Origin of the sequence: Bartonella queenslandensis, assembly GCF_018155095.1 — a bacterium.
Lineage (GTDB): Bacteria > Pseudomonadota > Alphaproteobacteria > Rhizobiales > Rhizobiaceae > Bartonella > Bartonella queenslandensis_B.
The window spans coordinates 1-20,108 of sequence record NZ_NAAI01000010.1 but is presented as its reverse complement, the minus strand read 5'-3'; the positions used below and the strand labels follow the sequence as shown (position 1 = coordinate 20,108).

14 protein-coding genes, 1 tRNA gene and 2 pseudogenes are annotated in these 20,108 nt (G+C 37.2%); 13 read left to right on the top strand and 4 right to left on the bottom strand.

The window, feature by feature from the left end; genetic code table 11:
• Positions 1–785: 785 nt before the first annotated feature.
• Together gltA and gltX (B5V81_RS06980) are read right to left on the bottom strand one after the other, a co-directional pair.
• On the bottom strand, positions 786–2,081 hold the full coding sequence (gene gltA / locus B5V81_RS06985; protein WP_212112830.1) for a citrate synthase: 1,296 nt from the start codon (positions 2,079–2,081) through the stop codon (positions 786–788).
• A gap of 268 nt (positions 2,082–2,349) precedes the next feature.
• On the bottom strand, positions 2,350–3,780 hold the full coding sequence (gltX, locus tag B5V81_RS06980) for a glutamate--tRNA ligase (protein WP_212112829.1): 1,431 nt from the start codon (positions 3,778–3,780) through the stop codon (positions 2,350–2,352).
• A 115-nt stretch (positions 3,781–3,895) separates the two neighbouring features.
• Here gltX (B5V81_RS06980) and B5V81_RS06975 point away from each other — a divergent pair, with 115 nt between their 5' ends.
• The 7 genes from B5V81_RS06975 to gltX (B5V81_RS06945) all read left to right on the top strand — a co-directional run bounded on the left by B5V81_RS06975 (position 3,896) and on the right by gltX (B5V81_RS06945) (position 14,122).
• A complete protein-coding gene (locus B5V81_RS06975) occupies positions 3,896–6,175 on the top strand; it encodes a ComEC/Rec2 family competence protein (protein ID WP_212112828.1) in 2,280 nt (759 codons plus the stop codon).
• A gap of 333 nt (positions 6,176–6,508) precedes the next feature.
• Entirely contained in the window at positions 6,509–7,213 is a 705-nt protein-coding gene (rpiA, locus tag B5V81_RS06970) for a ribose-5-phosphate isomerase RpiA (RefSeq protein WP_212112827.1), read from the top strand.
• A gap of 96 nt (positions 7,214–7,309) precedes the next feature.
• Positions 7,310–7,888 carry a DUF2059 domain-containing protein gene (locus tag B5V81_RS06965; RefSeq protein WP_212112826.1) on the top strand — a complete coding sequence of 193 codons (579 nt, stop codon included), beginning with the start codon at positions 7,310–7,312 and terminating at the stop codon, positions 7,886–7,888.
• A gap of 217 nt (positions 7,889–8,105) precedes the next feature.
• Complete coding sequence (gor, locus tag B5V81_RS06960) at positions 8,106–9,497, top strand: glutathione-disulfide reductase (RefSeq protein WP_212112825.1); 1,392 nt, start codon at positions 8,106–8,108, stop codon at positions 9,495–9,497.
• 72 nt (positions 9,498–9,569) lie between these two features.
• Positions 9,570–10,949 (top strand): class II 3-deoxy-7-phosphoheptulonate synthase, encoded by a 1,380-nt coding sequence (locus B5V81_RS06955; protein WP_212112824.1) that lies wholly within the window; start codon positions 9,570–9,572, stop codon positions 10,947–10,949.
• 127 nt (positions 10,950–11,076) lie between these two features.
• Positions 11,077–12,738 (top strand): NAD+ synthase, encoded by a 1,662-nt coding sequence (locus B5V81_RS06950; protein ID WP_212112823.1) that lies wholly within the window; start codon positions 11,077–11,079, stop codon positions 12,736–12,738.
• Between the two features lie 10 nt (positions 12,739–12,748).
• Positions 12,749–14,122, top strand: coding sequence for a glutamate--tRNA ligase (gene gltX / locus B5V81_RS06945; RefSeq protein ID WP_212112822.1), 1,374 nt, complete (start codon positions 12,749–12,751; stop codon positions 14,120–14,122).
• A 60-nt stretch (positions 14,123–14,182) separates the two neighbouring features.
• Here the strand turns inward: gltX (B5V81_RS06945) and B5V81_RS06940 are convergent, their stop codons facing one another.
• Together B5V81_RS06940 and B5V81_RS06935 are read right to left on the bottom strand one after the other, a co-directional pair.
• The gene (locus B5V81_RS06940; protein ID WP_212112821.1) at positions 14,183–15,586 is read right to left on the bottom strand and encodes a DEAD/DEAH box helicase; all 1,404 of its coding nucleotides are present in this window, start codon (positions 15,584–15,586) and stop codon (positions 14,183–14,185) included.
• 143 nt (positions 15,587–15,729) lie between these two features.
• Positions 15,730–16,503, bottom strand: coding sequence for an NAD kinase (locus B5V81_RS06935; RefSeq protein ID WP_212112820.1), 774 nt, complete (start codon positions 16,501–16,503; stop codon positions 15,730–15,732).
• Positions 16,504–16,773: 270 nt separating this feature from the next.
• Here B5V81_RS06935 and B5V81_RS06930 point away from each other — a divergent pair.
• From B5V81_RS06930 to B5V81_RS06905, 6 genes and pseudogenes are all read left to right on the top strand, one after another.
• A tRNA-Arg gene (locus B5V81_RS06930) sits at positions 16,774–16,850 on the top strand.
• 685 nt (positions 16,851–17,535) lie between these two features.
• Entirely contained in the window at positions 17,536–17,748 is a 213-nt protein-coding gene (locus B5V81_RS08930) for a YbfB/YjiJ family MFS transporter (protein WP_342356087.1), read from the top strand.
• A gap of 46 nt (positions 17,749–17,794) precedes the next feature.
• Positions 17,795–18,238, top strand: a pseudogene (locus B5V81_RS06920) (phage major tail tube protein); the annotation flags it as partial.
• Positions 18,239–18,247: 9 nt separating this feature from the next.
• The gene (locus tag B5V81_RS06915; protein WP_212112819.1) at positions 18,248–18,622 is read left to right on the top strand and encodes a hypothetical protein; all 375 of its coding nucleotides are present in this window, start codon (positions 18,248–18,250) and stop codon (positions 18,620–18,622) included.
• A gap of 472 nt (positions 18,623–19,094) precedes the next feature.
• Complete coding sequence (locus B5V81_RS06910) at positions 19,095–19,727, top strand: hypothetical protein (protein ID WP_212112818.1); 633 nt, start codon at positions 19,095–19,097, stop codon at positions 19,725–19,727.
• A 124-nt stretch (positions 19,728–19,851) separates the two neighbouring features.
• Positions 19,852–20,108, top strand: a pseudogene (locus B5V81_RS06905) (phage tail tape measure protein); the annotation flags it as partial.

Sequence of the window (20,108 nt, the reverse complement as noted above, 5' to 3'; positions counted from 1 at the left end):
CAATAAGCTGGCAAATATGAAACCATGAGATATTTTTATAATCTGTAAGCTCTTTTGGAGCAATGTAAAAAATTTATCTGCCTCTATTTTCCTATCATTACGCTAGATATTGCTGTCAAAAAAATGATTTATTCGTATCAACATGGGGGAGAAATACAGGAAGGAAAGCTCTTGTTAATGAGGGGTTGAATTTTAATAATTTTATTTAAAATCAACTAATTATCTTTAAAATAAAAACTATTCGTTTAAATGTAAAGAAAATTTCAGTTCTTAACAGGATAAAATATTCTCATCTATTGCGTGAAAGGTCTCGGTATTAAAGGATATAAAAATAAATTTATTTTCCGGTATTTGGAAAGATTTTTCTTGTAAAAAGAAGTGTGATTTTAGCAGATAATGATAAGATGAGACTTGTACGAGATATAATCCTTATAAAGTGATTTTTATGAAGTTTTTAGCATGGTAAAAGAGCACTTAAGGGATTTTTCTTATTGAGGGGGAAATACAGAGTGAAATATAGGGTTTTCAAAGATGAGGGATACGCTTCATTAAAGATAAATAGGGTAAAAATTTTTAATTTCCTTTAACCTTTGACTCATTTCCAAAAGAATGCTCTCAATTTATTTACAAAGCCAAAACTTAAAGTTTTTTCATAAACTTTTATGATTCTGTTATCTTTGTAGATAAGAGTTTTAAAATAAGATTTTGTAAAAAAATTTAAAGGATGTTTAATCATTTTCAATAAAGCTTTAGTAAACTAAAGCTTTATTGATTGAATTATTTCTTTAATTTACACGTTTATCTATAGGAACGTAGTCACGCATAGCATGGCCTGTATAAAGTTGTCGAGGACGACCAATTTTTTGAGCAGGATCTTCAATCATTTCTTTCCACTGTGCAACCCATCCGACACTGCGCGCTAATGCAAAAAGAACAGTAAACATTTCGGTCGGAAAACCTAAAGCTTTCAATGTAATACCGGAATAGAAATCAACATTGGGATAAAGCTTTTTTTCAATAAAATATTCATCACTTAAGGCAATTTTTTCAAGTTCTATTGCAATATCAAGAAGTGGGTCATCTTGAATGTTGAGCTCCTTTAAAACCTCATGACAGGTTTTTTGCAAGATTTTTGCACGTGGGTCATAATTTTTATAAACACGGTGACCAAAGCCCATAAGGCGAAACGGATCATTTTTATCTTTTGCACGAGCAATAAATTCAGGAATTCTTTGAATAGAACCTATCTCCTGTAGCATTTTTAAACATGCTTCATTGGCACCACCATGTGCTGGTCCCCAAAGGCATGCAACACCTGCTGCAATACAGGCAAACGGATTAGCACCTGATGATCCAGCAAGACGTACCGTAGATGTAGAAGCATTTTGTTCGTGATCTGCATGAAGGATAAAGATTTGATCCATCGCCCGAGCAAGCACAGGGTTTGTTTTATATTCCTCACAAGGAACAGCAAAGCACATACGAAGAAAATTTGCAGCATAACTAAGATCATTGCGTGGATAAACAAATGCTTGTCCAATACTATATTTATAGGCCATAGCAGCAAGTGTTGGGACTTTTGAGATAAGACGAACAGAAGCGATCATTCTCTGGTGAGGATCTGTAATATCAATAGAGTCGTGATAGAACGCAGACATAGCACCAAGGCAGGCAACCATGACGGCCATTGGATGCGAGTCACGACGAAAGCCATGGAAAAAGCGTGCAAACTGTTCGTGGACCATGGTATGCTGCATAATACATCGATCAAAATCATTTTTTTCTTGTTGTGTTGGGAGTTCTCCATAAAGAAGAAGATAACAACTTTCGAGAAAATCTCCTTTTTCAGCCAACTGATCGATAGGATATCCCCGATAAAGCAATATGCCTTTATCGCCATCAATATACGTAATTTTTGATTCACAGGAAGCTGTTGAAGTAAAACCAGGGTCATAAGTAAAAATATTGGTTTTTTTGTAGAGAGAAGAAATTTCGATAACCTCAGGTCCACTTGTGCCTTTACGTAGGGGGAGTTCTACTTTTTTATCATTCACAATAATATGTGCGTTATTCTCAGACATTCGGTATTCCTTTCAGATCATTCTCTTCTAAAAATTAAGAATCTGCTTCATCAGAGTATGAGATATATAATAACTGAAGCTTTTTTTACTTATATTGAGGGTAATTTGCCTCTAAAAGTGAGCACATGCAATCTTAAAATATTCCCTTATTAATCATTATTACTCAATAAAAACTGTATTTCAATGATATAAGATAGAAAAAACTCTTTTGAGATTACGTTGAAATATCTACATAGAGAGCCATTTTATGAGATATATTCAGTGCACATTATGAACTTATTGTTGTAATAAGTTGGTCATTGATGCGATGAAGGGATTCATCGCGTCCCAATAAAATAAGAACATCCAAGACACCTGGCGATGTCGTGCATCCTGTAAGAGCTGCACGAAGAGGTTGAGCGATAGATCCAAATTTTAGATTCTGTGTTTGGATATAAGAGCGAAGAGTTTCATCGAGGGCTTTTGTATCCCAAGAGGGGCAAGCTTTCAGGGCAAGATAAAGATCGTTTAAAATGATTCGTCCATTTTCATCTAAGAGCGTTTGTGCTTTTTCGTTAAGCTGTAATGGTCGTTGCGCAAAAATGAAGGAGGCATTATCAATCAGTTCGCATAATGTTTTTGAACGTTCTTTCAAATGTGGGATTGCTTTTAAAAACTGAACACGGCGTTGTTCATCAAGTCTTTCAATGATTTGTGGTCCCCCAGGGGTTTCTGGTAAAACATTAAGAGCAGCATCAAAAAGCTCTTGATCATTGCTCATGCGCATATAGTGCCCGTTGATGGAATCGAGCTTTTTTAGATCGAAACGAGCAGCACCTTTGTTAATATCGTCAATATCAAACCAAGAAATCATATCTTTAAGTGACATGAGTTCGTCGTCACCGTGGCTCCACCCTAAACGGACAAGGTAATTGCGCAAAGCAGCAGGAAGGTATCCCATTTTTCGATAAGCATCAACACCGAGCGCTCCATGACGCTTTGATAATTTTGCACCGTTTTCACCGTGAATAAGAGGAATATGGGCCATAACAGGAATATCCCATCCCATAGCTTTAAAGATGATCATTTGTCGAGCTGCATTGGTTAGATGATCATCTCCACGTATGATATGCGTGACGCCCATATCATGATCATCAACAACAACCGCATGCATATAGGTGGGTGAACCGTCAGAACGCAAAATAATAAAGTCATCTAAATCTTTATTAGGAAAACGGACATCACCTTGCACATGGTCGTGTACAATTGTTTCTCCATCTTCAGGAGCTTTTATGCGAATAACAGGTTTGATACCTTGAGGAGCTTCAGAACGATCGCGGTTACGCCAACGTCCATCATAACGTGGTGGGCGTCCTTCTGCACGGGCTTTTTCACGCATTTCAGCTAACTCTTCAGGTGAGGCATAACAATAATATGCTTTGCCATTCTGGACTAACTGTTCGGCGATTTGGCGGTGACGTTCTGCACGTTCGAATTGCGAAATAGGGGAACCATCATAACTAAGTCCCATCCAGTGCAAGCCATCTATAATGGCTTTTACAGCTGCTTCTGTTGAGCGTTCTCGGTCTGTATCTTCAATGCGTAGAAGCATTTTTCCACCGGTATGTTTTGCATAAAGCCAATTAAAAAGAGCAGTACGAGCACCACCAATATGAAGGAAGCCAGTGGGTGAGGGGGCAAAACGAGTAATAACAGACACGAATATTTTCCTTTAAATTGAGATATTACTTATGGAACTTTATAGAAAGGTTATGTTAACATAGGTGACAGGGTGTGCAATAGCCGCATTGCAAGTTTAAAGTGGGGATTTGCGGATGTTTAATCAAAGTAAAGTTAAAGAGGGTTTATCCGTAAGATCTGTTACAGAAAGAAAAAGGTCATGTCAAATAGGGTTGGATGTCTTTTCTAAGTGTGAAGCTGCGAAGAATGGCAGTTATAGCCAACAAAGAATTTTTTTATTTAAACTCTTAAAAGAAGCAATTATTTTTTTTAGAAAATGGTTAGCGGATTGTATCAATAAAGAGGTTTCTTTTGGTATCCTTTTTTCACTGATTTTATTCTTTTTTTCTCTAGGGATCATTTTTTATTTTCATTTAGAGGAGGAACCAAGTTGGGGACAATTGGGGGCATTGGTCAGTATTGTTCTAACAATATTCTATGCTGCACGTTTTTATCGAAAAATATGGATTCCTACGGGATTTTTATTTTGTATTGTATTGGGTGTTTTGGCGGCAAAAATAGAAACGTGGCGAATTGCAACACCCATGTTAAGCTGTGACATTGTTACGACATTGACGGGAAGAATTGTTTCTATTGAAGCAGTTGCCAAAGGGGGATTTCATTTAGTCTTGAATGTTTTGAATACAGAAAAACCCATGTTACGCCATAGTCTTCATCGTGTTCGTTTATTGGCAAGACATTTGCCATCGGGATTAGCAATTGGTGATGGCCTGTATGGGAAAGTTAAAATTCGTGCATTTTCTGGGCCAGTGCGTCCAGGAGGTTACGATTTTAGTTTTCATAGTTATTTTAAAGGGATTGGGGCTCAAGGCGTTTATCTAGGAAAACCAAGAAAAATCTCCGTTTTGCAGCATGATGGAATATTGGCTATCGTTCTACAGAAAATTGAAAATTTACGCATGAAGATGACACAAAGAATCCGTCTTGCTCTTAAAGGGGAAAAAGGGAATGTTGCGGCTGCTCTCATAACAGGACAGCGTGCTGGTATTTCAAATGAGACAAATGAAGCATTGCGTGTGGCTGGATTAGCCCACATTTTATCAATATCAGGTTTACATATGGCTCTGTTGAGCGGACTCGTTCTTTTGAGCATCCGTAGTTTTTTAGCATTTTTTCCAGTTTTTTCTTCCTATTATTCCAGTAAAAAATTTGCTGCTATCGTTGCATTTATGACAACGGCTTTTTATTTGCTCTTGTCGGGCTTAGCAATATCAGCACAAAGAAGTTTTGTGATGATTGCTGTTATGTTGGTTGCTATATTGTGTAATCGTTCTGCCATAACAATGCGTAATTTTTCTATTGCGGGGTTGATAACTTTAGCGATTAGACCCCATGAAATATTAGGCCCTAGCTTTCAAATGTCCTTTTCTGCGACAGCTGCTTTGATTGCTTTTTTTGATTGGTGGAGCGGAAGATCAATTTTTCGTAAAAGAAAAATAGTCTCCTCTTATGTAGGAGGAGTGATAAATTTTGTTGTTTTATCGATACTTTCAACATGTGCATCTTCCTTTGTAGCGGGGAGTGCAAGTGGAGTTTATGCTGCTTATCATTTTTCTAATACGGCATCTTTAAGTATTATCAGTAATGCTTTTGCTTTGCCTATCATCTCAATTTTCGTTATTCCTTTTGGATTAATCGCAGTTCTTGCAATGTTAGGAGGATTAGAATGGCTGCCTCTTCAAATTATGGGATTTGGTGTTGATCTTGTGATAGAGATTGCACGTGCCATCAAGGCTATTTCTCCTGATTTAAATCCTGGTTTTATGCCATTGTCTGCATTAGTTTTATTGAGTATAGGTTTGGTAGGGCTGACTTTTTTCAAAACATCCATCAGGCTCTTTTTTAGTCTTTTTATCTTGGCAGGCATTTCTATTTATGTAACACATTCACCTGTACAATTGATAATAGCAGATAATATGCGCCTTGTGGGGGTTATCCATAATGAAAAATTATATATTGATCGTTATAATTACTCTAAGTTCACGACATCCATATGGAAAAAGTCATTTCGTTTGAATGAAACGATTAAATTAACAAAGTACGGACCTTCGTTTCACCAACAATTTATGTGTGATCGTCATGTATGTGCATCTTTATTGGACAATGGATTAAAAGTTATCGTTTTACGTGGAGAAATAGATCAATGTGTCGAGGCAGATATTCTTATTCAGACATTTGCAACTGCAAGACATAATCCAACTTGTCACAAGAAGGCAAAAATAATATTTACTCCTCAGAAATTGTTATCACGAGGAAGCGTTATGATGACCCAAAATGGTGATATCATTTGGTCTTCGCTAGGATTTCATAGACCATGGAATATGCACAGACAGTATCCACAAAAAAACATATAATTTATCGCATTTTTCTTCATATCTGAACAATGACAGAATAAAAAAAATAATAAAAGATTTTTCTGATATATTTTTGCGTTTTTTAAATTGATCAGTTTATCAATTTCATTGTGAATGAGAAAAGTACCAACAAATTTTCTCGGAAAAAAGATAATTGTTGATTATTCTATTTTATTCTTACCATATATTTCTATAACGAGTAACATCTCTTCAAGGAAAAGATGACGGTTAAGTTTAGGTAGATTGAGTTGAAGAGGCTGCCTTTTATTATCATTTTTATTGGTGGTAAGAGTAGTGATAAATATTGTTTGCGGATAAAAGGTAAAGTCATTCATGGATGTTCAGCAGTTAAAAAAAAGGGCCGCTGTTAAAGCGCTTGAATTTATTGAAAATGATATGCGGCTTGGTATCGGATCTGGTTCAACTGTTAATGAATTTATTCGTCTTCTTGGTGAGCGTGTTGCGGATGGTCTGCGAGTGACAGGTGTTGCTACTTCACGATATTCTGAACAACTCTGTCATAAGTTTGGAGTGCCTGTTAGCACTTTAGAACAAATACCTGAACTAGATCTTGATATTGACGGAGCAGATGAAATTGGTCCTGAGATGATGCTCATTAAAGGGGGAGGGGGGGCATTGTTGTATGAAAAAATTGTCGCATCGGCATCTCGCACAATGCTTGTCATTGCCGATGAAACAAAGATGGTCAAAAGACTTGGTGCTTTTGCACTACCGATTGAAGTGAATCCATTTGGTGTCCATACAACATGCAAAGCCATTGAAAAAGTTGCTGAAGATTTAGGACTTTCTGGAGAAATTGCATTGCGAATGAATGGAAAAAATCCTTTTAAAACAGATGGTGGTCATTTTATTCTTGATGCATCTTGGGGATGCATTTTGCAGCCTAAATTATTATCGGATGCGCTTCTTGCCATTCCTGGCGTTGTTGAGCATGGCCTTTTTTTAGGGGTGGCTTCACGTGCAATCGTCGCTATGGCAGATGGTCAAATAAAAGTTTTAGAACCATTTGATTTTTAGAAAAGGCTTTTACATGGTGATATGTTAGCACAATAAAAAAGATTTTGAGTAGAATAACGAATTTGAATTATAATTAGCGATTGGGGTAATCATTCAATGAGAATAATATTTTCTTTGCAGCGTTTTTTCATATATTTTGGTGCAGTTGCCGTTTTTTTTGTGAATATTGGAATGGTTTATGCACAGGGTGTGAGTGATCAACATTTAGATTCAGCCCGAAAGACGATTAGGGCCATTCATGCAACGGATCAATTTGATAGTTTTTTACCAAATGCAGTCCATGATTTCAAAAATCAACTGATCAGTGATGATCCGAATTTGGCAACAGCTATTTCTGATATCGTTGATAAGCACGCACTTGCTTTAGTTAAAAAGCGCTCTGATCTAGAGAAAGAGGTTGCTCATGTGTATGCAAAATATTTTACTCAAAAAGAGCTTGATGCAATTACAGCATTTTATAATTCTGATACGGGTAAAAAGTTTTTGACAGAAGTTCCCAATATTGCACGTGATTCCTATTCTGCATTTGATGTATGGCGTTCTGCTCTTATGGAGGAACTTGTAGAAAATGTAAAAAAAGAAGTGTCTGAAACACTTCATTTGAATAATTCTACGATTCCTACAAAATCAGAAGCTTCAGAAAATAAATCAAAAGATTCAGAAAATAAAAAATAACTTGATTAATATCATGATAGTAATTGGCAGTTTCTGATTTTTTAAAGAGCGGCGGTTTTCCCGCCGTTTTTAATATTTTAATTAAGAGTCTATCCTTTTAGACTATTGCTTTATAAAAAAATGCTCCTTTAAAAGAAAAAAAGACTTTCATTTGATAATAAATGACCTTAGCCTATCGTTGCAAATATATGAGAAGATATATGAGAAGGAATAGTTCGTGGGCTCTTTTGATTTTGATTTATTTGTTATTGGAAGTGGTTCTGGCGGGGTGCGTGCAGCACGGCTTGTTGGGGGGCTTGGTAAACGTGTCGCTATAGCAGAAGAATATCGTATAGGGGGTACCTGTGTTATTCGTGGTTGCGTTCCCAAAAAGCTTTATGTTTATGCTTCACAATATGCAAAAGAATTTAAGAAAAGCGTTGGTTTTGGATGGAAATATGCGGATCCAATTTTTAGTTGGAAAAAGTTGGTTGCGGCTAAAAATAAAGAAATATCAAGATTAGAAGGGCTGTATCGTCAGGGGTTAGAAAATAACAATGTGCATATTTATGAAAGTCGGGCTACTTTTATCGATGATCACACATTAGAGCTTTCTGCTACGGGTGAGCGGGTAAGGGCGGAAAAAATTTTGATTGCAACAGGGGCAAAAGTTGCACCAAATACGATCATAGAAGGTGGTGATTTTTGCCTAACTTCTAATGAGATTTTTGATCTTGATGAACTCCCAAAATCAATAGTCATTGTTGGTGGAGGGTATATTGGTGTTGAATTTGCTAATATTTTTCATGAGCTAGGTGTAAAAACAACACTGCTTCATCGTGGTGATTTAATTCTCCGTGATTTTGATCATGATTTGCGGCAATTGCTCAGCGATGCAATGATTGAAAAAGGGGTTTCTATTCTCTATGGAGTAACAATTTCTAAAGTGCAGGCTGCCGGAAATTGTTATGATGTTGTTTTATCAAATGGGCAAACGATCAGCACTGACCAAGTTCTGTTAGCTACGGGACGGATGCCCAATACCACCGGTTTAGGACTTGAGAGAGCAGGTATAGAAGTTAATGAGTTTGGGGCTGTTGTTGTTGATGAGAAAATGACAACAAATATCCCTCATATTTGGGCTGTAGGGGATGTAACGGGTCATATTCAATTAACACCTGTTGCGATCCATGATGCAATGTGTTTCGTTAAGACAGCATTTGAGAATATTCCCACAAAACCCGATTATGATTTAATTACAACAGCAGTTTTTTCACAGCCCGAGATTGGAACCGTAGGTCTTTCAGAAGAAGTGGCGATACAGCGTTATAAGCGTCTTGAAATTTATCGTACGGTTTTTCGTCCTATGCGTAATGTTCTTTCCGGTAGTTCAGAGAAAATGTTTATGAAGCTTATTGTTGATGGTGAAAGCCGCATTGTTGTAGGGGCTCATATTTTAGGAGAAAATGCTGGTGAGATGGCACAACTTATTGGAATATCTCTCAAGGGCAAGCTGACGAAGGATATTTTTGATGAAACGATGGCAGTGCATCCAACGATGGCAGAAGAATTAGTAACGATGTATAAACCAAGTTATATATATGAAAATGGGGAAAAAATAGAAAGTTAAACAACACCCCATAGTATGGGTAAAATTTTTTTGACATGCCAAGCTGTAAGCTTAATTTTTAGAGAGAGTGTAATGATAAAAGAATGGGCACCTGACTCTTGGAGAAAAAGGCCAATTAAACAAGTTCCGACTTATCCGGATAAGTCTATATTAGAAGATGTCGAGCGAAAACTGAGAAGCTATCCTCCTTTGGTTTTTGCTGGTGAGGCACGTGATTTAAAAAATGAATTAGCGGCTGTTGCAAAAGGACAGGCTTTTTTATTACAAGGTGGAGATTGTGCTGAAAGCTTTGCAGAACATGAAGCTGATAATATCCGTGATTTTTTTCGTGTTTTTTTACAAATGGCGATTGTTCTAACTTTTGGTAGTTCTAAACCTGTTGTTAAAGTTGGTCGTATTGCTGGTCAATTTGCAAAGCCTCGCTCTTCTGATATTGAAAGCAAAGAAGGAGTTGAATTTCCTGTTTATCGGGGGGACATTATTAATGGCATTGAATTTAGAGCCGATTCTCGTATTCCAGATCCGCAACGGATGTCTATGGCTTATCGCCAATCTGCGGCAACACTTAATCTATTGCGTGCTTTTTCACAAGGTGGCTATGCTAATTTAGAAAATGTTCACACATGGATGTTGAGTTTCGTTTCTAATAGTCCACAGGGGGAACGTTATGAATTATTGGCAGAGCGTATTTCTGAAGCCATTGATTTTATGCGTTCCATAGGAATTACATCCAAAACGCATTCTTCATTGCGTGAAACATCTTTTTATACCAGTCATGAAGCGCTTTTGCTTGGTTATGAAGAAGCTTTGACGCGGATTGATTCAACTTCAGGAAATTGGTATGCAACATCTGGCCATATGTTATGGATTGGGGACCGTACACGGCAGATTGATCATGCTCACGTTGAATATTGCCGCGGCATTAAAAATCCTATAGGACTAAAGTGTGGTCCTTCTATTGAACCTGATGAGCTTTTAAAATTAATTGATATTTTAAATCCTGAAAACGAACTAGGGCGGCTTACTCTTATTACGCGCTTTGGTTGTGATAAGGTTGAAAGTTATCTGCCTAAACTCATCCGTGCCGTTGAACGCGAGAAGCGTGAGGTTATATGGTCATGTGATCCAATGCATGGCAATACAATTACTGCCAATGGTTATAAGACCCGTCCCTTTGAATATGTTTTAAAAGAAGTCGAGAATTTTTTTGCAGTGCATCGTGGAGAGGGAACGTATCCAGGAGGCATTCATATTGAGATGACAGGTCGTGATGTCACTGAATGTACGGGTGGGGCACATGCTATTTCTGTAGATGATTTGTCTGATCGTTATCATACACAATGTGATCCACGATTAAATGCAGATCAAGCGTTAGAATTGGCTTTTCTTGTTGCTGAACTCCTTAAAAAAAATCGTACAACTGACTCCTTAGCAGTTGCTGCTGGTGGGTAGAACAAAATTCGCCCAATATTTTTTACTTTAGATCATTATAACAGAAGAGAACTTTTTAAAAAGTGATATTTTTGATGATAAAGAATAAAGTTATCGTTGCCAAACTGATGAAGTGATACAAAGGTTTATGAAAAATAATTTTCGGGTAGCAGTTGCCCAATTAAATCCTGTTGTCGGTGATATTGAAGGGAATTTTTCTCTAGCTGTCATGGCACATCAAAAAGCTCAAGAAGAGGGGGCTGACCTTGTTTTATTCACGGAGCTTTTTATAAGTGCTTATCCACCGGAAGATCTTGTTCTAAAACCTGCTTTTACAACAACATGTGAAGAGGCTGTTAAAAAATTAGCAAAAATAACCGTAGGCGGTCCAGGAATCATTATTGGTCTTCCATTAAGACGTAATGGCAAAATTTATAATGGTCTCATGCTTCTTGATGAAGGACGTGTCATTGCTGAAAGCTTAAAATTTGATTTACCTAATTATGCTGAGTTTGATGAAAAGCGTTTATTTTCTTCCGGTCCACGTCCTAAGCCTATTGTTTATCATGGAATTCAATTAGGAATAGTTATTTGTGAGGATCTATGGAATGACTTCTCTCTTAGTACAGAGCTTAAAGATAAAGGCGCTGAAATTATTCTTGTTCTTAATGGATCTCCCTACTATCGTAATAAAATCTTAAAACGTATGGACGTTGTTCATACGCATGCTCTACAATCTGGAGTGCCAATTATCTATGCTAATCAAGTTGGAGGTCAAGATGAGCTGGTTTTTGATGGGGGCTCTTTTGCCTTGAATGGGCAAGGTAAAAAGGTGTTTCAAATGAAACACTTTGAAAAACATATTGCTTTGAGCCATTGGCAACGTACAACGACAGGATGGAACTGTACTTCAGGTGTTAATGAAAATCTTCTCAATGGATTAGCTGCCGATTATCAAGCTTGTGTTTTGGGTTTGAAAGATTACGTTAATAAAAACGGCTTTAAGGATGTTATTCTTGGTCTTTCCGGAGGAATTGATTCAGCACTTTGCGCGGCAATGGCGGTGGATGCTCTTGGTGCTGAGAGGGTCCGCACTGTTATGATGCCCTATCATTATACCTCGCAAGAATCATTAAAGGATGCTAAAGAATGTGCCGATCTTTTGGGATGTCACTATGAAATTATACCGATTGCACAACCAGTTGAAGCATTCTTGAATACAATGGCACCTGTTTTTTTAGGGTTGTCTCCTGATGTCACAGAAGAAAATCTTCAAAGTCGTATACGTGGTACACTTTTAATGGCTCTTTCAAATAAATTCGGCTCAATGGTGGTAACGACAGGCAATAAATCAGAAATGGCTGTAGGATATGCAACATTATATGGTGATATGAATGGCGGATTTAATCCTCTTAAAGATATTTATAAAATGCAAGTTTATGCATTAGCTGAGTGGCGCAATAAAAACCACTTGCATAATTTGAGAGGACCAAAAGGAATTGTCATTCCATCCAATATTATAGAAAAAGCGCCTTCTGCAGAGCTACGGGAAAATCAAAAAGATGAAGATTCTCTTCCGCCTTATCCTATTCTAGATGATATTCTACAATCTCTTGTAGAAAATGACATGAGTATTGGTGATATTGTTCAACGTGGGTATTTGCGGGAAACTGTTGAGAAAGTTGAACAGCTTCTTTATACAGCCGAATATAAAAGGCGCCAGTCTGCCCCTGGTGTAAAAATCAGTTATAAGAATTTCGGACGCGATCGTCGTTATCCCATTGTCAACCATTTTCGCGATAAAAGTTGAGTGTTATTTTATGGTTAAAGTTCGTTTTGCTCCCTCTCCAACAGGTTATCTTCATATTGGCAATATCCGTAGTGCCCTTTTCAATTGGCTTTATGCGCAAGCGCATAAAGGAGAATTTATTTTACGCTATGATGATACAGATGTTGAACGTTCTAAACAAGAATATATCGATGCTATTACTGTTGACCTTGAATGGCTTGGTATTCAACCAGATGCAATTTATTACCAATCTAAGCGATTTAATCGATATGATGAAGTGGCAGAAATTCTCAAAAAACGTGGTCTGCTTTATCCTTGTTATGAAACAACAGAAGAATTAGAACGGCGTCGTAAAATCCAGCTTTCACGCAAATTGCCTCCCATTTATGACCGTGCAGCATTGAAATTGACAGAGGAAGATAAGAAAAACTTTGAATCACAAGGTCGTAAACCCCATTGGCGTTTTCTTCTTCCTAATTTTGAAAATGATCCTTTGCAAACAAAGAGAACAGAAGTTTGCTGGAATGATGCCGTAAAGGGAAAGCAGACGATTGATTTGGCTTCTCTTTCAGATCCTGTTCTTATTCGTAAAGATGGCACCTATCTTTATACATTACCATCTGTTGTGGATGATATAGATATGGCCATTACACATATTATTCGTGGTGATGATCATATTACAAATACAGGTGTTCAGATTGCACTTTTTAAAGCTCTCGATGCAGAATTACCTGTTTTTGGTCATACCAATTTATTGGCAACAGTTTCAGGAAAAGGATTTTCAAAACGTAATAATGATCTTTCTATTCGTTCTTTACGAGAAGAAGGATTTGAATCGATAGCTGTTCAGTGTATTGCTGTTTTGATCGGGACATCACAAAATGTGCATCCCTATCCTCATCAAGCAGCGCTTTTAGAGCATTTTAATTTACAAGATACATCAAAATCGGTTGCAAAATTTGATATTGCAGATCTTTGTACTTTGAATAGTCATCTTGTTCATGAACTAAATTATGAGGACGTTAAAACACGTCTTAACAATCTTTCTATTGAAGGAGAAAAAGCGGAGTATTTCTGGAATGCGATAAGAAGCAATATTGGTAAAGTCAACGATGCTGTCTTATGGTGGAAAATCATTCACGATGAAAAAAGTTTTGATACAGTGGCAGTAGAGGACCGTGAATTCGTGCAGCAGTCACTCAATTTCTTACCTGATGGTGTCTTGAAGGATGAAAGTTGGCAAGTTTGGACGACAGCATTAAAAGAAAAAACGGGTCGGAAAGGGAAGTCTTTATTTATGCCATTACGTCAAGCACTTACGGGCATAGATCATGGACCTGAAATGGGAAAGCTTTTGCAGCTTTTAGGGCGCGAAAAGGTAATAGAAAGACTCTCTAAGAAATAAGAAAAACTTTTTAAAGGCGCCTTTTATTTATTTTATGCTTACAGAAAGTAAAGAACGAGTCTATTTACGCGTTTTTATGAGCATGAATGCAGGAATATCATCACCAAATCCAAGGGGTGTGTAATTCTTATTTTTTCGAAAGCGTCGTTGCTCAGATGGATTTTCTGTGTCTTTCATGTTTTTAATATAATCTATTTTATTCTCTTTTACAGTTCTTTTAGGGTGAGCAGTAGGCTCCTTCGGAGCAGTTTTCTTTGATGGTTGTGAAGATTTTTTCTTTAAAACAGTATCTTCTGTTTGATCATCGATTATTAAAGTCGAAAGATCTCCATTGAGCCATTCAATTTTTTCATTACTCATTTCCTCAATAGCGTTGATATATTTTTGATCAGCTTTTGTGACGATTGTAAAAGCTTTTCCACGACGATTTGCACGTCCTGTACGACCAATTCGATGAATGTAGTCTTCAGCATGTGTAGGAACATCATAATTAAACACATGACTTACCGCTGGGATATCGAGTCCACGGGCAGCAACATCAGAAGCGACCAAGAGTGTCAGTTTATTATTTTTAAAATCGGCTAGGGTATTCATGCGTGAATATTGATCCATATCTCCGTGAAGAGCACCTACATTAAAGTTATGTTTGACGAGTGATCTAAAAAGCTCAGAGATATCTCTCTTTCGATTACAGAAAATAATAGCATTTTGAAGCACGGCACCTTCATTTTGGATAAGTTCTCGTAAAATCGCTCTTTTATCCCATGACTTATTTCCAGATTTAACAAGTCGTTGTGTAATTGTGGTTGCTGTTGAGGATGCTTTTGTAACTTCAACAGATACAGGAAAATGTAAAAATTGTTTCGTTAGCTTTGTAATTTCTGGCGCCATTGTTGCGGAAAAAAACAAAGTTTGACGCGTAAAAGGGGTTAGTTTACAGATACGTTCAATATCAGGAATAAAGCCCATATCCAACATGCGATCAGCTTCATCAATAACAAGGATTTCAACGCCCATCAGGAGTAATTTACCACGCTCAAAATGATCAAGAAGACGTCCTGGTGTTGCGATAAGAACATCAGCTCCTCGTTCAAGTTTACGATCTTGGTGTTCAAAAGAAACCCCACCAATTAAAAGAGCAACATTTAAACGATGATTTATTCCGTATTTATCAAAATTTTCTTCAACTTGAGCTGCAATTTCTCGCGTTGGTTCTAAGATGAGCGTACGGGGCATTCGTGCTCTTGCACGACCTTTTTCAAGGAGAGTGAGCATAGGCAATACGAAAGAGGCGGTTTTCCCCGTTCCTGTTTGAGCAATTCCTAGGACGTCTTTTCTTTGAAGGACATGAGGAATTGTTTCACTTTGAATAGGTGTTGGAACTGTATATCCCGCGGACTTTACTGCATTAATAACCTTTTCGGAAAGACCTAAATCATCAAAACTATTCAAAGATGGTATCATTTTTTATCAATTGCTCTGTGCTTTTAACTTCGCTATCTCAATGATAAGTACAACAAATATTCTCCACTCTTAAAGAGTGTTAAGATGCTTTAAAAAAAGCCAACTATAACAATCATATACATATAAACCGCATAATACAATCATTAATAGCGAAATTGTTCTGATAAAATGCGCTCATCCCATGAATGACTTGAGTCAAAAAGGATTGAAGCTTTTACTTCTGTTGCCATTGAAATAGTCACTGAATGGACAGATTTAACTTCAACGTTATCAGCAGCAGCATTGACAGGGCGTTTGTCAGGTTCAAGCATATCAAAACGCACCGTTACTGTATTGGGCAGCAATGCACCATGCCAACGTCTTGGGCGAAAAGGGCTAACGGGAGTAAGAGCCATAAGGGGGGCCATAAGGGGGAGAATAGGTCCTTGTGCTGATAAATTATAGGCAGTTGATCCTGCTGGTGTTGCGACGAGGACGCCATCACAACTTAATTGTTCCATGCGTACGTTATTATCAATGGTGATACGAATTTTGGCTGCTTGATAAGATTGCCGAAAAAGGGATACTTCATTAATTGCAAGTGCCTCGATAGATTCTTGACATTCAGCCTTTGCAATCATGCGTAAGGGATGAATTTCTTTTTTGTAGGCGACAGCAATACGATTGGGCAATTTTTTTTCATGAAATTCATTCATAAGAAATCCTACAGAACCTTGATTCATGCCATAAATAGGCTTTCCAGTATTCATAACGTCTCGTACGGTTTGTAACATTGTTCCATCACCACCGATTGCAACAACAATATCAGTTTCTTCTAGAGAAGAATGACCATAAATGGAAATTAATTTATGCGTAGCTTTGATAGCTTCCTCAGTCTCTGCGGAAATAAAATGAAAGCGACTTGGTAATTTAGTCATTTAAGAATTATCCTGATAATTATAACTTATCTTGTAACTTATTTTTTGAAAATTTTGAAGTTGTAATAAAACCTCCTTTTATAATAAAAGGGTATTGAAGACAAAAGGAGAAGTTATTTCAAGATAAAGTATCATCGTAGAAAAAAGAAGATTATGCGTCGTTATATAATTTACAAATAAGTAATTTTTTTACCAGAATGCTAATTTAGCATTGAAGCTAAGAGTATGATTAGTTAAAAGACCACAACTGATTTTAATAATCAATTTGAAGCACCCGTAGCTCAGCTGGATAGAGCGCTGCCCTCCGAAGGCAGAGGTCACAGATTCGAATTCTGTCGGGTGCACCAAACTTCTCAACTTGATATCGTCCTAAATAACAATATCACCTAAAAAGAAAAAAATTCCTCTTTTATGAAAATAGCCGTTTGAAGGGTTTATTGAGTTTCACAGCGAATAAGCAAATGATTTTAAAATGAAGTAAAACCTATGGCTGACTCTCTAATTTCCCAGTTAGCCGTTTTAAATATCGAGATAAAAACCAAGAATATCTCAATATGCTTGAAATCTAATTATGAACACATGTAACATAAAAATACATTTAATTCAATATTTTATTGTATAACTAATTCAGTAATCAGTAATGTTGACAATAATCACTCAATATGTCCGTTTAGTTTCTTAAATAAATGATTAGATTTTCTTTTATTCTCTTAGATTAAGTTATTACTATGATGAGGTAAAATATAGATGAGAACAAAATGATCAGTGAAGGGAATAAAGGGAATGAGGGAGAAAATAATCATCAGGATTTGAATCATTTTTAAATAGCTGTATTCGTTATGGTTATTATGATTTTGGGGATAGGGATTGGGCGATTTTTCAATACACCAATATTTCCAGTTATGTTGGGTGAAGGAGACTGTTCACCTTTAATCAACTCTCTTATATAGTGAATGCTAATTATGGCGGTTATTTAGTTGGGAGTTTGTTTTTTCATTTTGCAGAGTTGGGAATATATCCCGTGCTCCCTACGTGTTATTTGCTGCAGCCATAGTAACGAGTGTACTTATTTTTGCAGTGACGTTAACAACAAACTTTTACTTGGTTGTCTTGATCCGCTTTTCTGCTGGTATTGCAAGTGCAGCAATGATGATTTTTGGTTCTATTACGGTTATGCAGCATAATCACAATCTGCGGGTTATTGCTTCGCTTTATGCTATAGGAGTTGGTATTCTATTTGGGTAATGAGTAGTTATTATCGGTTTGAGTAGATCACTGGATGCCAAAACCCCTCAAATTGCCTACGTTAGAAGAAATCACAGAAACCTATCAACTGGGGGGCTCTGATATGCAAATTGATGTGAGCGGTCTTGGTGTCAAAGCATTAAATTTGCCAATGAAAATCCGAAGCCACACCCCTGAGGTCATCGGTATCTTTGGTGGTCCTCCTGGTTTTCGTCATAAATTTACCGGCAAAAAACATGTGGTGTCTGAAGAAGATGGGCGCGAGCATGAACATTCCATTGATGTGACAGGGCGATTGGTCAAGGTGGATAGCGAAGGCTTAACGGCTGGAAAAGCCACAGGCTATGATTGCGAGATCAAAAATATTTGGGATTATACGGAATTTTGGGATGGTTCTGTTTTGCACCGCTTTTCCTTTAAACGGGGTAGTTGGCTTGTGCGCAACGGGCAAGAGATTGGTTCCCGTCGGCGCTCTATTCTCAATTTATAGGAATTGATCATGCAAAGTTTACAAACCAGCCTTGATGTAGAGCTCCAAGTTCCCCTTGTTTATAAGGAGAGTGATGGCAAAGAATCGATCCGGCACAAATTGACCTTTTATCGTCCAAACTTCAAGCAAGCACGCCAATTAGCCGTGTTGATTGGACCGCAGTTGGCAAAGCTTGTTCTGCTTGGCTTAGAAGAGGATAAGACAACATTGAGCAATGATGTTCTCATTCTTAAGCTTTGTGAGGCATTACTCACCCATGAGGCTATGGAAGGAATAGCCGTGCTTTTAGCCGATATGTCTCATGAATCTGTTGAATGGATTAATCGTCTTGATGTTATCGATATTGCTGCAGTGTTTAAGGCTTTGATCACGTTGCTTTATTGATCTGCGAACAGCGCAGAAAAGCTACGGTGAGAGTAGTTTTGATGAAGTGAGGAGGAAATTAGTGTTTAGCTGCAAGATGATTGGCATGTGCGTATATTTTCTGATCAAGGCCAGCCACTTAATATTGCTTAATTACATTGAGGATCGAGAGTAAAGGCAGCTCTGAGTACCCAAGAACGTCATGTTGGAGTTCAGATAAACGAGTATAATAAAGAGCTTTAACCTTACTAGCATCATTGTATAATAAAGCTTAAGGATTTTTGTTTTGTGAGACAATTATTGCTAAATATCTATCTAGAAATTAATTAATATAAATATATTTGTAAATGGTTGAATAACTATTCTCATGACTGTCTTGTTTTCTGCATGTATTTATAATTTTTTAATGGGAAACTGCTTAAAAGAGAGTTGGCAACGCACATTATTGTTAGCAAGATGTTCTTTATTTATAATTGAAAATAGGGAGCGAGGGATGAAGAAATTTTATAAACAGATGACGATAGAAGAGTTTGATAGGACATATTTTTATGCTACAGAACTTAGAGAGATCGCTAAATTATTAGGCATTCGTGTAGATAGTTTGAAAAAAAATGAACTTGAGCAGCATATTAAAGCTCATTTATTTGGCTTTGCGATGCCGCTACCAGTCGCTGTTCCTAACAGACAAAATAACGGAGCTCGTGATAGATTGGCCTTAGACACACGGGTGGTAAATTATGTTAGTGATAAAGAAACAAAATCTTTTCTACAGGAGAATGTTGAAAAGAAATTTGGTGCGTTGCGTGATAAATCTGGGCAATGGTATTGGCTGAACCATTGGAGAAAGGCGTGTGTTTTAGAGGGTAAGCGCATTTACTATAGTGATTTGGTTGATCACCTTGCTGCTTTAAAACAGACGCAGGGACGGTTGCCGCAAATTCCTTCTACTCAAATGAATAACTTTATTAGCGATTTTCTTGCGGATGATCAAAACAAGATACATGGAAGGAAAAAAGCATTAGAGGAATGGTTTAAACTTAAGAATACTTCTCTTTCAAAGAACTATCGTGCCTATAAACATGCAAAAGAGATAGGGGAATGGCCTATACTAACGGGTGATGTATAGGCATTTTGGATAGAAAAAACTCGTGTATCGTTTTGAATACTTTTTTTGCAATAGATTAATATTTTATTTATTAGATAATTGCATTTATTAATGTTTTGCTGACTCTTTTGGCTGGATAGGGACAGTGATCGAAGTGGTTGGGGCAGGTATTTCCTCTGTTGTGGGGGGGATTTTTACCCCGATTGGGGCGGTCATTGCTGCTGTTGTGGCTGTCATTCTTGCTGCTGGTTTTGTTTTGTGGAAATATTGGGATCGTTTTTCTTCTTTTGTCAAAGGCTTTGCACGGGGGATCATACAGGCTTTTGGGCGTGCCTTTGAAGCCGTCATGCGTTTTTTTGGTGCTGATACCACTACCATCACCCGATGGAAAAACATCATTGC

What these genes read in the sequence shown, in the direction of transcription:
- gltA (WP_212112830.1), bottom strand. Translation starts at nt 2,081, where the DNA reads ATGTCTGAGAATAACGCACATATTATTGTGAATGATAAAAAAGTAGAA.
- B5V81_RS06975 (WP_212112828.1), top strand. Translation starts at nt 3,896, where the DNA reads ATGTTTAATCAAAGTAAAGTTAAAGAGGGTTTATCCGTAAGATCTGTT.
- rpiA (WP_212112827.1), top strand. Translation starts at nt 6,509, where the DNA reads ATGGATGTTCAGCAGTTAAAAAAAAGGGCCGCTGTTAAAGCGCTTGAA.
- B5V81_RS06965 (WP_212112826.1), top strand. Translation starts at nt 7,310, where the DNA reads ATGAGAATAATATTTTCTTTGCAGCGTTTTTTCATATATTTTGGTGCA.
- B5V81_RS06955 (WP_212112824.1), top strand. Translation starts at nt 9,570, where the DNA reads ATGATAAAAGAATGGGCACCTGACTCTTGGAGAAAAAGGCCAATTAAA.
- B5V81_RS06950 (WP_212112823.1), top strand. Translation starts at nt 11,077, where the DNA reads ATGAAAAATAATTTTCGGGTAGCAGTTGCCCAATTAAATCCTGTTGTC.
- gltX (WP_212112822.1), top strand. Translation starts at nt 12,749, where the DNA reads ATGGTTAAAGTTCGTTTTGCTCCCTCTCCAACAGGTTATCTTCATATT.
- B5V81_RS06940 (WP_212112821.1), bottom strand. Translation starts at nt 15,586, where the DNA reads ATGATACCATCTTTGAATAGTTTTGATGATTTAGGTCTTTCCGAAAAG.
- B5V81_RS06935 (WP_212112820.1), bottom strand. Translation starts at nt 16,503, where the DNA reads ATGACTAAATTACCAAGTCGCTTTCATTTTATTTCCGCAGAGACTGAG.
- B5V81_RS06915 (WP_212112819.1), top strand. Translation starts at nt 18,248, where the DNA reads ATGCAAAGTTTACAAACCAGCCTTGATGTAGAGCTCCAAGTTCCCCTT.
- B5V81_RS06910 (WP_212112818.1), top strand. Translation starts at nt 19,095, where the DNA reads ATGAAGAAATTTTATAAACAGATGACGATAGAAGAGTTTGATAGGACA.